Origin of the sequence: Spirosoma sordidisoli, from assembly GCF_004138325.1 — a bacterium.
Classification (GTDB): domain Bacteria; phylum Bacteroidota; class Bacteroidia; order Cytophagales; family Spirosomataceae; genus Spirosoma; species Spirosoma sordidisoli.
Genome location: NZ_SBLB01000013.1, coordinates 12,146 through 25,843 on the forward strand (window position 1 = coordinate 12,146; position 13,698 = coordinate 25,843).

General features: G+C 49.8%; 14 protein-coding genes. 4 read left to right on the forward strand and 10 right to left on the reverse strand.

What is annotated here, in order from left to right:
- Nucleotides 1-24: 24 nt before the first annotated feature.
- From EQG79_RS28570 to EQG79_RS28580, 3 genes are all read right to left on the reverse strand, one after another.
- Nucleotides 25-798 carry an ImmA/IrrE family metallo-endopeptidase gene (locus tag EQG79_RS28570; protein WP_129606319.1) on the reverse strand — a complete coding sequence of 258 codons (774 nt, stop codon included), beginning with the start codon at nucleotides 796-798 and terminating at the stop codon, nucleotides 25-27.
- The gene (locus tag EQG79_RS28575) at nucleotides 795-1,214 is read right to left on the reverse strand and encodes a hypothetical protein (RefSeq protein WP_129606321.1); all 420 of its coding nucleotides are present in this window, start codon (nucleotides 1,212-1,214) and stop codon (nucleotides 795-797) included. The genes EQG79_RS28570 and EQG79_RS28575 overlap by 4 nt, the downstream gene beginning before the upstream one ends.
- A 170-nt stretch (nucleotides 1,215-1,384) precedes the next feature.
- A complete protein-coding gene (locus EQG79_RS28580; RefSeq protein ID WP_129606323.1) occupies nucleotides 1,385-1,984 on the reverse strand; it encodes a hypothetical protein in 600 nt (199 codons plus the stop codon).
- 121 nt (nucleotides 1,985-2,105) lie between these two features.
- Between EQG79_RS28580 and EQG79_RS28585 the strand changes: the two genes are divergently transcribed.
- From EQG79_RS28585 to EQG79_RS28600, 4 genes are read left to right on the forward strand one after another with little or no spacing between them, the layout of a single operon-like run.
- The gene (locus EQG79_RS28585) at nucleotides 2,106-2,807 is read left to right on the forward strand and encodes a multiubiquitin domain-containing protein (protein WP_129606325.1); all 702 of its coding nucleotides are present in this window, start codon (nucleotides 2,106-2,108) and stop codon (nucleotides 2,805-2,807) included.
- Nucleotides 2,808-2,819: 12 nt separating this feature from the next.
- Entirely contained in the window at nucleotides 2,820-3,155 is a 336-nt protein-coding gene (locus tag EQG79_RS28590) for a hypothetical protein (RefSeq protein ID WP_129606327.1), read from the forward strand.
- On the forward strand, nucleotides 3,156-4,493 hold the full coding sequence (locus EQG79_RS28595) for a ThiF family adenylyltransferase (protein WP_240699493.1): 1,338 nt from the start codon (nucleotides 3,156-3,158) through the stop codon (nucleotides 4,491-4,493).
- 25 nt (nucleotides 4,494-4,518) lie between these two features.
- A complete protein-coding gene (locus EQG79_RS28600; protein ID WP_129606329.1) occupies nucleotides 4,519-4,752 on the forward strand; it encodes a hypothetical protein in 234 nt (77 codons plus the stop codon).
- 98 nt (nucleotides 4,753-4,850) lie between these two features.
- On the opposite strand, the gene EQG79_RS28605 is transcribed toward EQG79_RS28600, so the two are convergent.
- From EQG79_RS28605 to EQG79_RS28635, 7 genes are read right to left on the reverse strand one after another with little or no spacing between them, the layout of a single operon-like run.
- A complete protein-coding gene (locus EQG79_RS28605; RefSeq protein ID WP_129606331.1) occupies nucleotides 4,851-5,522 on the reverse strand; it encodes a hypothetical protein in 672 nt (223 codons plus the stop codon).
- 1 nt (nucleotide 5,523) lies between these two features.
- Complete coding sequence (locus EQG79_RS28610; RefSeq protein WP_129606333.1) at nucleotides 5,524-6,738, reverse strand: hypothetical protein; 1,215 nt, start codon at nucleotides 6,736-6,738, stop codon at nucleotides 5,524-5,526.
- Nucleotides 6,735-8,075, reverse strand: a complete 1,341-nt coding sequence (gene traM, locus EQG79_RS28615; RefSeq protein ID WP_129606335.1) for a conjugative transposon protein TraM — start codon at nucleotides 8,073-8,075, stop codon at nucleotides 6,735-6,737. The genes EQG79_RS28610 and traM overlap by 4 nt, the downstream gene beginning before the upstream one ends.
- Nucleotides 8,072-9,082 (reverse strand): DUF4138 domain-containing protein, encoded by a 1,011-nt coding sequence (locus EQG79_RS28620; protein WP_129606337.1) that lies wholly within the window; start codon nucleotides 9,080-9,082, stop codon nucleotides 8,072-8,074. The genes traM and EQG79_RS28620 overlap by 4 nt, the downstream gene beginning before the upstream one ends.
- Nucleotides 9,083-9,106: 24 nt before the next feature.
- Nucleotides 9,107-9,745 (reverse strand): hypothetical protein, encoded by a 639-nt coding sequence (locus EQG79_RS28625; RefSeq protein ID WP_129606339.1) that lies wholly within the window; start codon nucleotides 9,743-9,745, stop codon nucleotides 9,107-9,109.
- Nucleotides 9,746-9,786: 41 nt separating this feature from the next.
- Entirely contained in the window at nucleotides 9,787-10,935 is a 1,149-nt protein-coding gene (locus EQG79_RS28630) for a hypothetical protein (RefSeq protein WP_129606341.1), read from the reverse strand.
- A gap of 12 nt (nucleotides 10,936-10,947) precedes the next feature.
- On the reverse strand, nucleotides 10,948-13,419 hold the full coding sequence (locus tag EQG79_RS28635; RefSeq protein WP_240699494.1) for a TraG family conjugative transposon ATPase: 2,472 nt from the start codon (nucleotides 13,417-13,419) through the stop codon (nucleotides 10,948-10,950).
- Nucleotides 13,420-13,698 lie beyond the last annotated feature (279 nt).

Consider the following 13,698-nt stretch of genomic DNA (forward strand, 5'->3'; position numbering starts at 1 on the left):
AATCTTACTAGATTGCCTTATTTGTTATTCTAAGCGGAGGAAACTTAACACCCCACTGTATCGTGGAAGCGGTAATATAATTTCTCGTATCCGTTGTCGGCTAAAATTTTGTTGATTATAATCATGGAAGAACCAAGTCCAGGAATCTAAAATCTTTTGTTTTGAAATACCAGTGTTAAACCAGTGGCGGGAGGCTGATTCTGGTGGTGTTTCTGCTCCAATTACTACGTGTCCGAGTGGGAATGACCGATTTTTTGCAAACCACTTAACTTTCTTGTTCTCAGAATAAACAATGGCGATTGGAAAAGGGCCTTGCTCAACTATACGTAAAGCAGTGGCTGTCTGACTGGTTTGAAAGCGATCCGCCAAATGCGCGATGAGATCGAGGGAAAATTCCTGATTAGCACACGCGCCAGAAAATATTTTTGAAGGCATTAGAAGTTCTGCCGCGAATTCATTTGCCTCTTGTTCTTGCTCTCCTTTCTTAAGCCATAGCTTGAAAGAATCCTCATCGCAATTAAATAATGGCTTTATTCCAGCATGTAACTCAGCATGACCAAACTCGTGCGCCAATACAAATCTTGATTGGCCGTAATGTTGGATATTGGAGTTAATTGTAATAAGAGCAAGTGAGCCTATAAATAAAATTCGACCTTGTGCGCCCACCATAGGGTCTTCCTTTACATAAGGCCCGAAATTTTGGACAACATCTTTCAGAGAAAGACCCGTTAAATCACTGACATTGAGTTTTGTTAAAATCTTTCGGGCGGCTGATCTTGGGTCTCGACGTTGCATCATGATTCTGGTTGTTGAATCTTCTTTAATTCTATCAAAACAGCTTCATCTTGCATAATGCTTTTTAAATCTTCTGGAGATATTTCCTTAAACTTGTTACAAAGCATCGTAAATACCTGCTGTTGTGAACCTATTTGACCAGGCAGAAAGGTAGAAGAAATGGTTACCGACTGTTCTTGTAAGTAATTAGTTACCTTTTCTGACAATGACTGTAGAAGAGATGTTTTTTGATTAGAATTATGAGCTAGTCGTTTACGTAACAAATACTTTTGATACAACTCTTGCCCATCACGTTCGATTTGTTCTGGATCACTCCCATTGTTTATTAAAATTTCGTTAGCCAATTCTTCATCGTGACTAGTGGCTTCCGAAAAAGCACAGAATAGGCTCTTAGCCTCGTTTTTGCGGGTCGGTTTCATGTTCGTGATTGTCGATTGTTGGGTGGTTTAGGAATAATCAGTCCGCGTCACTTGCGATAGGATTTCAGCGCGGCAGGTGGCTTATTACTATCATCTGTTAGGCAAACTACTACTATTTGTTAGGGTCAGTATTATCATCTGGCAGGCCAAAACTACTAACTGTCTGGTTGCTAGACGTGTAATTCTGGTTCTTTCACCTGTTGGGCTGCACGATGAATACGCTTGATTGCGCTATAAACCTTCTCAATAGTCAAATTATTACCCTCAGCTATTTCTTGTGGTTTTTTCCCATCACGTAACTCCTCCAGAATAAGCCAAGCTTGTTCGTCAGGCTTTGCAAGGAGCTTTTCGCCAACTTGGTCAAAATAGGCAGTTATGGCCTGCTTGCTGTTTAGCTCAGCTTCTGCTGTTGAGGGTGTTTGGATTATGTAGTCAAAGAAAGCTTCATCTGACAGCACTTCACTATAACTATAGGATGCCGTAGCACGAACTTCTTTTGACTTTACGATAAGCTTAACAGCATTATTAATCTCTCCTCTGATTCGTGCACGAAAATTACGTACACCTAAATCGCTCACTTTGAGTGAAGCTGGGTCATCCAGAAACTTAGAAATCACGCCCACAGCAATGTCGTGTGCTTCGTTCCCTTTTGAATTACACTCGTCCTTACGAAAAACGCTTAAGCGTTTGACCGCTATCGCTTCAGCAAATTTTAGTTCCCTCCCCCAATTTAGCGAAGCGATGAAGGAGTCAACAGATTCTTTGTTCATATCATAAAGGGGTTAGGTGATGTGGGCCTTTAAAGACTACTGTACACAAGTTTCCAAAATTTGCCATAAGTATTAAAATATTTTTAGATGGAGAAAAACAACCCCATTGGTACAGACAATAATGAGCGGTTATCCAACGCTTCTCAATCCAATGTCAGACAGCCAAAGCAATCGGGGTAACGATGCAGGACGTATCGCCCCCCTCTCCATCACTTTCCAAGACAAGAAATTTACTTGGCCTCACCAGTACATCACTGGTTTAGAGTTAAAGAAGCTCTTCGGTATGAAACCAGAGCAGCAACTTTACCTATCTCTGGTTGATCCGTGGGATGATGTACTCGTTGCCGATGACGAAAGCATAAACCTCGCTCGGCCGGGAACCGAAAAGTTTTACATCCGCCAGCCCCTTGAATTCCGGTTGGAGGACGATAAGCATACGTGGGACAAGCCCTTCATTACCGGGGCGGAGCTTCGTAAGCTGGGTGGTGTTGATGAAGGTGATGAAATTTGGTTGTCCGTGGCCCGGCCTCACGATGACGAGTTGGTTGTTGATGCTAACCGGGTTGACCTGACACGAGCGGGCTTGGAACGCTTCTACGTTGTGAAACTGGAGGTTGTTATCCGTATCAACAACGTAGAGTTTAAGATCAAGCGCGGTGCATACACGGTGGCCCAACTCAAGAAAATTGGTAACGTGAAAGCTTCGGATGAGATGGATGCGCTGGAAGGACACAACCTAACTCCGCTTGACGATGCGGCTACCGTTGTCATCAAAGGTGGCGAACAATTTATTGCCCATGTTCGGGACGGATCTTCTTCTTAAACAGTTGCCGCCATGCTTTTTTCTGAAGCAGAAATTGATGAATTAAAGACTATAGCCCCTAACCTGAGCGTAGCCCAGGAGGGGGGCTATACCTATATCCATATTAGTGGATTGGTGTTGCCGAATGGTTGTCAACCCGCAGTTGTGGACTCACTACTATGTTCAACTCAGCGAGATGGATATAACTCCCGTCTTTTCTTTTCGGAGCAAATAGCCAGTGGGTCAGTGCGTAACTGGAACGGCAATATCCGGGTGCTGGAACGGAACTGGTATGCTATATCCTGGCAAACTCAACCCGGACTCCGATTGGCAGAAATTCTGAGTGTTCACTTAAAAGCACTTCGTTAAATGAAATTCAAAAACCACATCATTCGATTACGAATACCCCAGGCATTGCACCAAGTGATGCTCGAAGATCTACGTCGGCCCCACGCCTTCGCTGATGAACGAGTAGGGTTTCTGCACACAACGTCCAAAGTTCTTGCTGATGGTACAGTGCTTGTCATTGCTACAGAATATAACCCTGTAAATGACGAACACTATATTGAAGATGACCGGGTAGGGGCAAAAATAAATTCAGCCGCAATTAGAGCGGCTATGCAGCGAAGTTTAGAGAAGCAGGGCGGTTGCTTTCACGTTCATTTTCATAACCACCGGGGTCAACCTGGTCCCAGCCGAACAGATAACAATAGTTTGCCCAGCGTTGTCGAGAGCCTTGGCAATATTGCTCCTAATCAGGCTAACGGGTTTCTTATACTCAGTCAGAATTCGTTTTATGCGTCAATTAAAATTCCCGGCGAGAAGGAGTTTTTACAACCAGAAGCAGTCTCGGTTGTCGGAAAACCGATGATGTTATCGTTCACCAGCAAGGAAAAGCTAAAGAACAGGATGTATGACCGACAGTCATTTTTAGGCGAATCGTCTCAGTTCTTGTTCGAAAATATAAGAGTTGGTATCATCGGGTACGGAGGGGGCGGCTCGCATATAGGCCAGCAATTGGCCTATATAGGGGTTAGGAATGTTGTCATTTTTGACGATGACAAAGTCGAGGATACGAATCTGAACCGATTAGTGGGCGCTTGGTTCAGTGATGTAAAAAATGCCGTACTTAAAACGGCCGTTGCGGAGCGGGTTATCAGAGGTATTCTACCCACAGCTAATATTATTCGTGTAAATAGCCGTTGGCAGGATAACCCGGATGTGTTACAATCCTGTGATGTAGTGTTTGGCAATGTTGATTCCTACGCAGAAAGGCAACAGGCAGAGGCTGAGTGTCGGCGCTATATAATACCATACATTGATATTGGTATGGACGTTTATCAGATAGATAACGATCCCCATGCCATAGCAGGGCAGGTAATTTTATCGTTGCCAGGCTCTCCGTGTATGAGTTGCTACGGTTTCCTGACTGAGAAAAAGCTTGCCCAAGAAGCGGCCAAATATGGCAAAGTAGGTGGGCGACCCCAGGTAGTTTGGCCTAACGGCGTATTGGCTTCAACGGCCGTTGGGTTATTTGTCAATTTAGTAACGAACTGGACACAAGATAATGAAACCCCGGACTACCTATCCTACAACGGCAATACTGGAATGATTCAACAACATGTTCGTGTTCAGTACCTCAGCAGTAAAGATTGTTTGCATTTCCCGCTCGATCAGGTAGGTACACCCGTCTTTGTAAAACTGTAAACCATCAAACACTTATTCACAGATCATGAATAATCGAAAGTTTTTCCTTGGCATTTTAATTGGTGCTGCCGTCTTTGTTTACCTAATCGGGGCGTTTCTGATTGCGTCATTCAACATTGCCCTATGGAAGGATGGACACCGATTTTTTGCTGTAGTGGTCTACTTGTTTTTAGTATGGAGTAGTCTAAAGGCATTGGCAGAGCCAACTAAAAATGAACAATCGAAGCAGAGAGAGTTAGAAACAGACTATAATGCTTAGGCTTGAAAAGGTCCCCTCAGTACTATTAATGAATAGCTTTTCGAGCCTATGCATTAACAGTGCTGAAGGGACCTTGTAGGTTGTTTTGACTACAAAAATTATTTGCTGTACGTCAACCCTAACCGCCACTGCTCTTTCTCGTACACCAGCGGCTGATACCGTTTTTCTTCCCTTCCATTCTCATAGCGTAAGGCTACCTCAACGACAACCGAATCGGTAGTGACTTCGCGAAGGCCCACAGACTCGGCCCCGGTGATGGTGCCCCCACGTGTGGCGGTTTGCATTGAGAGGGGAAGCAGGCCCGGTAGCTGCCGAACCTCTTTTCGGAAGGAACGCGACAGATAGGGGTGAAGGTTGGTGCCGTTATTCCGGGCATACTGGTTGGCCACAAAGTAGGCTTCCTCGGCCATCCGCTTCGCTTTCCAGTTCTTGCCCTGATAAAACGTTTTGAACAGCACGACGACCAGCAGCACCGCCAGCAGTCCACCTATAGTCTGGAATGGGTATTTGGCGATGTAAGTGGAGATCTTAGCCGATAAAAATTGAGCCGGTTTCAGGTCTTCTTTCTGTTCCGGTTTTGCTGCCGGTCGAGTTCGTTGATCGGGACTGCATCGACTCGTGGTGTCAGTCGGTTTTGAGTGTTTGGTGCGTTCCTCTTCCTGAGTTGCCTCCTCAGCGGGGCTCGTTGAGCCGTTTCGTTTCGTCCGATGGGCTGCCCCGGTTCCGTTAGGGCTGACAGGCGGAAACTGATCGTTGTTATTGTTTTTCATGTCACAGCGAGAGGTCTAAGTACCGATACGATTCCTGCATGTAAGAGCGTGCCCGTTTCATCTCCAGTACCTGTTGAAGAGGTGTTTTCTCCAACGCTTCTTCCATTAGCTTATCGCCTTTTTGCCGGTACTCGACCGATTGAGAAGCCATATCCATCGCGGATTTTTGCAGCGATGCCCGTTCTCCAGTCGACAGACGTAGACCACGAGGAGCATTCTGATCGGCGAAATAGCCCATATCCGGTGAGTTTGGGTTAAACATCGGTGTACTCTGAAACGCACCGTCCATGCTTGACAGAAAGCTTTGCGCGTCGTTGTTCACCTGGTCGATCATGCTCTGTAGCTGGCTCTGCATCTCAGACGGGAAGCCGCTCAGATCGCCGAGCGACATCAGGTCGAAGCCGGAACCGATGTTGGGCGGGTCGGCGATCAACTGCTGAATGCTGGATTCGGTCATCCGTTGCAGCACCGTTTGCCGCAAACGGCGGGCGATGTCGATAGCCGTGCCGTTCTGCTCATCGTTCAGAGCGTTGTTGAGCGTAACAGACTGTGCGTAGAGTTCATCAGCCAGTTTGTAGTAAAGCAGCGATTGCACAATCTTCTTTTTTTGCGCGGCTGTCTGGAATTGCAGCAGGTGTTGTGCCTCCTCACCCCGCGCCGTACCAAGGTCGGTTAAATTCGCTGGTTGCCGGGCATCAAGACCCGACTTGCCGAAGAACATATCGTAAATCTGCCCGCCGTTGCCCTGCGCCATTGGGTAGTTACGAGCTGCTCCATCGGCGATCTGCTTTTCCAGTTGTTGCAGAAAGAGGGTGGGTACGTAACCACTCAGGTACTGGTTAACTTCCTGCTGAATCTGGTTAAAAACGACCAGGTCATTGAATTTAATTTGTCCGTCACGCGACCGAATCGCCTTCAGCTCCGATACTGAGCGCATCAGGTCTTCGACACTCCGGGCAATCTCCAATTGCGCCTGCGTATAGAGTTCAGTGCCCTGACTGCTTTCGTCTATACGGGCCAGCTTCCCCAACTCTTTTTTATTCTTGTCCAGAATCTTTTTCAGTTCAATCAGTCGCGCTTTAGCATAAGGATCTTTACCGCCTTTGAGGCCCAATAGTGACAGTCCCAGATTGACAATGGTTTCTACCTGGCTATTGCCTGGCACCGGCACGATCAGTAGAGTGGCCAGCAGGGTTAGAATGATTGACTTTTTCATTTGACCGGAACGAAGAACACTTTAAAACCATCCTGTAAATTCAGTTTCTGACGTACCTCCCGTCGTCGGCCTGTCGTTGCTGCCGATGCCAGGCCAGCCCCGAGTGATGCCAGCGCATTGCCGGCCACCGGTACACCGGTTGCCTGATTGATCGAGTAGCCCGCCGACCAGGCGGCTTGACCGGCTGCCTGACTTATGGCATTGCCGGTAGCCTGATCAACCTGCTGCCGGGAGGGTTTATCCGATTGCAAGGCAAGTCCTTCGTTCATGTCGGGGTCCAGTGCCCGCAGACGTACCGGCACGGCTTCACCTGTACTGAGCCGCAGTGTGGTGATATTGAATATAGCCCGATCGCTGCCAACCTGAGCAAAACCGACCAGGATCGAACCTTTCGGAGCGAAGCGGTCACGGATTTTTGCATCGGCCAGCGTTCGGAACATTACCCGCGTTCCATTCATGATGGTCTGGTCGCCACTGACTACGCCGGGTATTGGCTCATTGTCCTCCACGTCAATACTGGCCAGTGACGGGGGCGGCAACGTCTGTTGACCGGCATACGAATTAGTACCGCTTCCCTCTGCTTTCACCGTGTTGAATCCCGCCCGTAACAGTAAGTCTTCCCGGGTTGGGTTGGCATGATACGGATCGCCGTAAGCCGATGAGCGGCCCGAATGGTCGGAGCCATACGAATCGGTTTGATAGCGACGTTTCGGGGTATTGCCGTAAGAACTACCCGATAGGTTTTGCCGATTGCCGGATTGCCGCGCTAACTGCCGGGAGCGGTCCAGCCCACGTTGAACGGATGTATTCTGATGAATCGAATCCTTCGGCACCCGATTGGCTTGCTGTTGTTTGAGAGCTAGTCCGTAGATATTGTTTACACCATCGTAATTCATTGTTCGCATTTGTTCTTCGTCGGCGTAATCGGTTGGCTGATTTTTTCGGTTGCTTTCCCGTTCGGCAACGTCGATTGGTTCGGTGGGAACGGGAGCTTTAAAGCCATTGGTCGAAATGGTCATTTTCCAAAGCAGACCGACGATGCCCAATACGGCGATCAGGCCCAGCAGGACACCGATAACCAGTCGCTTTCGCTTCGACTGGTCGGCGTTATCTGATGCCGGGCCAGCTTGCGTTGAGGCTGAATTCTCTGCCTCATCTTCGTCTAATTCGTCAAACTCGTCTTCGACCTCGTCCATTTCTCCAGCAGAGTCATTGCCTGACGATGCTGCTGGCTCTTCATGGTCAAACTGCTCGGCTGACGTGTCGGCCTGCCCGAGGGCATCATCGTCTAAATGGGCTCCCGGTTGAGTCTTTCGGGCCGCGTTCGGCTTGCTCATTTTCGTAGCAGGGTTAGGATGGAGTCTGTCTCAAAAAAACGGCCCTTGAACAGGCGTTTCTGCGATGGTGCAGGCTTGCGCCGGGCGTATAGTACCTCACGCATCGGCAGGCTCAGCGTGACGTTCCGGGTGCCGGTTTTTTCGCGGATATTGATGACGAACCGGCTGCGGCTCTGCGGAGCGAATTGTGGCAGTGTAAACCGTAGCCGCGCTTCCTGACCCGCTTCGACTCGTTCCGGTATGGTCTCGAATACCGGTTCCATCGGGTAGGTTTCCCCGTCGAGGTAAGCTCCCTTGCGCTTTTTGGCTTGGTGCTGATACCAGAAACTAACCTGATCAAGCAGGAACGGCATGGCTGTTTTGTTATTTACCGTCAGCTGAATGTACGTGTTCGTCGAGTCGTGCAGCAGGTGGGTCAATTTGACCGAAATACCACTGTTTCGCTCCCAGTCGTGATGTGTAGCGGGGCCACTTAACAGCGAGTCCATTTGTATCTGCAACGCATTTTTGACCGGGCTTACAGGTACGCTCACAAAGGCCGGTCGTTCCGCGCTTTGTGGGGTTACACCCGACAGGGGATTCAGGGATGCGAGTAATTGACCGTTGAACGGAAGTGCTGCTTGAGAAGCGGGCGCAGTAGCCTGATCAGGTTGCCCGGTAATGACCGATTTGGTGGTGGGCGGGTTGAGCATTTTGGCCACCTCAATAAAGGCAGGTGGCGTTTTGCCCGAGACGCTCAGATAGCCGAGGTAGGTACCATTATCCGTCCGAACGAAGATCGGTGATTTACGAGCTGACGTAAGGCGTGGCCGGACGAATACGATGTTACCGGATTCGATTTTGACCAGGTATTCCGGGCTGATGTCCACCAAGGCGACTTTCGAGGGGAAAATAAGATAGGTTGTTGTCAGACGGTTTACCCGGATTGTATCGGGCAGGTAAGTTTGTGCGTGGCCGAGTCGGGATAGTCCGAACGCCAACAGTAGGGAAATGAAGTATTTTTTCATCGCAGATGTTGTTGGAAGTATCTGTTACCTATTTGGTCGTATCACGTCTGGCTTAGAGCCATCGGGAGCCGGACGACTATATTCGATGAAATTGAAGCCGTCGATCAGCAGACCATAGGGATTGATGTCTGACCGGAGTTGGCGCGATAGCGTGAAGCGGGCCGCAACAGGTTGAACGGCAATCTGGTTGTCATATACCACTTCCTGCGCTCCCCACACAATACCCTGGTACGGTTCAACGCTCATATCGACTGATACCGAATCGCAGGTCCAGTTTGTGTGCGAGTTATACCGGTGGTAGTTTTCAAGTACCTGTCCACGTTTGAACGTTTCGTAGATAGCCCGTCCATCGTTGTGATCGACTAGCTTCATACCGTGATTGACTCGTTCCCGAAACGTGCTGGCATCGTGCTGGAACATGAGTTCCATGAATGACCGCACCAGATTCCGGGCCTCATATTGGGTGGGCTGTGCCTGCCCGGCAGCAATGGCCGAGGTCGTTCCGTTATCGGTCGTTACATAGACCCGTTCAGCGTTTTGACTGGCTTCCCATACATAGGCATATAGCCAGGCGACATTGCTCAGAGCCAGTGCGATAATCAACCCTAAACAGATGACCTTGAGGGATTTGATTAAGGTAGAGACGTTGTTTGCCTGTTGCATAAAATATTGTGATATTAGTACAGAAATATTTCAGTTTACTGTTATATCAGTGAGTAGTCATCGTATCGGTCATCATCTAGGCCTCGGTGCCCTTCGCTCAATGCCGGTGCATCATAGCTTGGTTCAGGTTCCGGCTGACGACCGACGCGGGCTTCGTAGCTCTCTTCCCGTTCAGCCCGTGTTGTGTGCTTGGCTGCTTTTTCAGCGCTTGTTTTCGATGTATTGTTAGTCGCCGAGCGCGATGTCGATGTGTTGCCGCTCGTACTATTCCGACTCATATTTTGACCCGCCCGCATGGCTTCGCCCGGCAGATTGGCTCCTTTATTAGCTGCCCAGCCTGCTAGACCACCCGCCGAGGTGATACCCCCGATAAACGTATTGGTCAGAAAGGGCGTAGCTAAATAGGCTCCCATGACGCAGTAGTGGACGACGACTAAGTTGAAGATGGCTCCGAATCGCTGTTCCAGCGTGGCATTGTTCATCATGTTATCGACGTGCGAGTCCACGAGATTATCCACGTAGAAATTGACGATGTTGTCGAGTACACCAATGGTCATCGCCCAGAATTTGGCGTGGAGCAGGTTACGGAACCAATAGGCCATGGCGCCCTGAAAACCGGGAATCATCGAGATCAAAATGGCAATCGGGCCGGTGATCGCCAGAAAGACGACGACTAATACCTGCATTTTGGCCACGAAAGCCCGGACCAGCAGCGTCAGCCCCTCAGCCACCAAGCGCACCAGTTTCAGAATGACCATTTCCATCGAATTGCTCATTACACCCAGCACGATGTCGATGTCCTTCTTCATCTGATCGGTGTCCCATTTCAGATCGAAATCTTTCCAGAGGTTGGAATTGGCCGTTGTGAAGGCCCCGTCCACCTTAGCTGTCATCGCTTTCAGCGAAGACAGCACCTCCTGTGGATCTTTGGGAGAAAACAGACCGGCTACGTAATCGATCATGCCGGTGGCAATAGACAGCAAGTCGCTGTAAAGGGTCAGTACAATAGTCAGGATGATTGCCCGAATGACCGGCGTATAATCGGTCGTCAAGTCAGAAGAGACCAGAAACGTTCGGCCCAGTGCCCATAGGAAATTGACAAGCATGAGCGCAGCCGCCAGCCCCAGTACTTTGGTACGAATCAGGTCGCCGTTGTTGGCCATCAAATAGCCAAACGAAGTTTCGTTCATAGGGGATAAAGTTTAGAAGATACCGCCAGCCGAATCGCCGGACCGCCGGTCTTCGTTGAACTGTCTGACGGCATACACAATGTTGCCACGGTATTCCCGGGTGAGGTCGCGCAGGTGTTCCCGTTCAGCAGGCTTTGAGGTCAGTAGCGGGTAGATGTTCGGAGCCGCTTCGAGCCGATATACTTTACCGTATTCACCCTGTCGGATGAAGATTTCCCGCCACGTCTTCGACACCCGGATCGAGCGCATCTTGTCCAGTTCGTGTCTGGTGAAGCCCAGCACCGCCGACACCCGATCAAGCTGTTTACTGTCCTGATGGTTGAGGATGATTTTGGTGTCCGCGTTGGCCACAATCACCGGCCCAACGGATGAATCTTCAATCTCTTTGACCCCCTGCGTAATGATGCACATTGACCCGTTATTTTTCCGGATTGTCCGATACATCATTTCCACAAAATCGCCCATCCCTTCAGACAGCATCGACCAGGCTTCGTCCATGTAGAGGTACTTCACATCTTTCGGATAGCGCCTAATGACATCCAGCGACAGCTCGGTAATCAGCATCGTGACCACGGCCTTTAGCAGTTCGTTGTCTTTAATTCGGGCCATATCGAAACAGACGAGCCGATAGCCGCTGATATCTTCATTCTCTCCGGCATCCAGTACGTCGCGATAGTGACCCACAACGAACGGCTCCAGGCAGGTAAAGAATTCAGCAAAATCAAATGCTTTGTGCCAGCGAACTAACTCTTCGGTGCCTTCCTTCTCTTTCAGGTACTGGTACAGAAAATCGTAGAAACCAACCAGACTTGGCACCGGTGTCGGTGGGTTACCTGGATCGCGCCCGATCTGTTCGTTATACCACTCGTAGTACATCGGAATCAGCCGAACCAGCACCGACCGTTCAGCCTGACGCACTGGACGTTTGTAGCCTTTCCAGATGATAGCCAGCAGTGTGGACAGGAAGTTGATCTTATCCCCATCCGGTACGTATCGGCCGGCACTGTTCACCAGAATCCCGAACGGGTTGAATTTGATCGGATTCTGCGGGTCGTACTGGTAATAGCGACCGCCCAGAGCTGTCATGAGTGAGTAATACGTACCGCCCACGTCGATGATGATTTGCCTGTGCCCGGCTTCATACCGTTGAAGCATAAAGTAGCCCATCGTGAATGACTTGCCCGAACCCGTAGGCCCGACCACGACGCTGTTCTGGTTGTTCAGATCCGTATTGAACAGGTTGACCAGCACCGGATTCCCGTATCGGTCAGACAAAAGTTCGCCTTGATTCGCCGTCCGGTAATTCGTCGCACAGTTGAGGTAACAGGCCGCGTTATCGCCTGACATCAGTAGCCATCGGTAATTCTGATAGCCGTTGCCGGGAGCCAGCGCGAAGAACAGATTAGTTGAGTCCATTGTCTCTACAAATACGTCGGCCCCGCCCATTGCCCGGAAGGAAGCAATGCCCCGTTGTACCAATCCTTCACGTAGCTTATTGTCGGTATTCCAAACCACCAGCGACAGATTGACGCTGATCAGACTTTTATTGTCCGTCCGTAGCCCGTCGATGTAATCCTCCAGTTCAAGCATCTTGATTTTGTTCTCGTGGGTCATCAGGAAATCAAGGTTGCGGTTGATTTTCTGCTCGAACTCCAAAGAACCAATCACCTTTTCGGTATCCTCGATCAGAAAGCTCGTTACCAGCAGGTGCGGGACTTGTAAATCCAACGCCAGATTCGATACGAACGGAGCATCGACCCCCGTCCTGCTCGGTTGGGTGTTGTAGATGACCGAAGGCTGACCCGTCATGGTCAGAATATTGACCTTCTTTTCACCTACGGCCACAAAGGTCGCGTCAGGTTGTACGGACCGGTTCAGCGTCGTCGGTTGCCGGTTGAACTCCAGGTTAAAATATTGAAAATACACATTCTCCAGGCCTTCGATGGTCAACCGGGTAAGTCGGAGCCGCCCCAGCGAAATACTTTGGGTAAACTCCTCAGCCGCCCGTTCCGCCCGCTCGACCAGTGCGTTTATACCTTCAAATGGATCTTTGAGCATCGGCAGGCCCAGCCGGGCCCAAAGTGTATTGGCCGCGTTTGTGCGCGGTTGCCGCTCATTGCCGAATGAAATGAACAGATAAGCAGCATGGTGTAGTACTGACCGCTCCTGTAAATGCCCATGTTGCAGCTGGGTAAAGGGCGCATTTGCTTGCTCCCGGATGCTTCTAGGCATCCGGTGGCGTTCGGTATAATACGCATCCATCCGCTGAACTACCGTACCAACCGGTAGCGTTCGGGTAGCCCGGTAGAAGGCTGATCCCAGCGCATCGTATTCTCCGCTCGTTATACTTTCGGCTTCGACCCCCTCAAACCGATAGCCGATAGCTACCCGTCCATCCTTCAGCACCGCGATCGCACCGCCATCGCGGTTATCTTCGATGCTGAAGACGGGAAATATTGCGTCGTAATTGACCGTCTTTGCCACGAAATTTGATGGTTACATGATTGACCTGCTTTGGTTGAAGCCAGGCCCAGGAAATCATTGAAATCAGAAACGAAGGATGCTTGTGGCGTTCCCCCCACCGGAGCACCAGCCATGACAGCACTAGTAGGATCAGAATGACCGCATATACGGCACGGGGAACCGGGACTATAGTCCTGGCCAGGGAAGCCAACGTAATCAGTCCGATGAGCAGACAGACGTACAGCCCCAGTTCCTGCATCCGCATCCCCAGAATCCGCGTTGGCTTCTCCAAGGATTTTT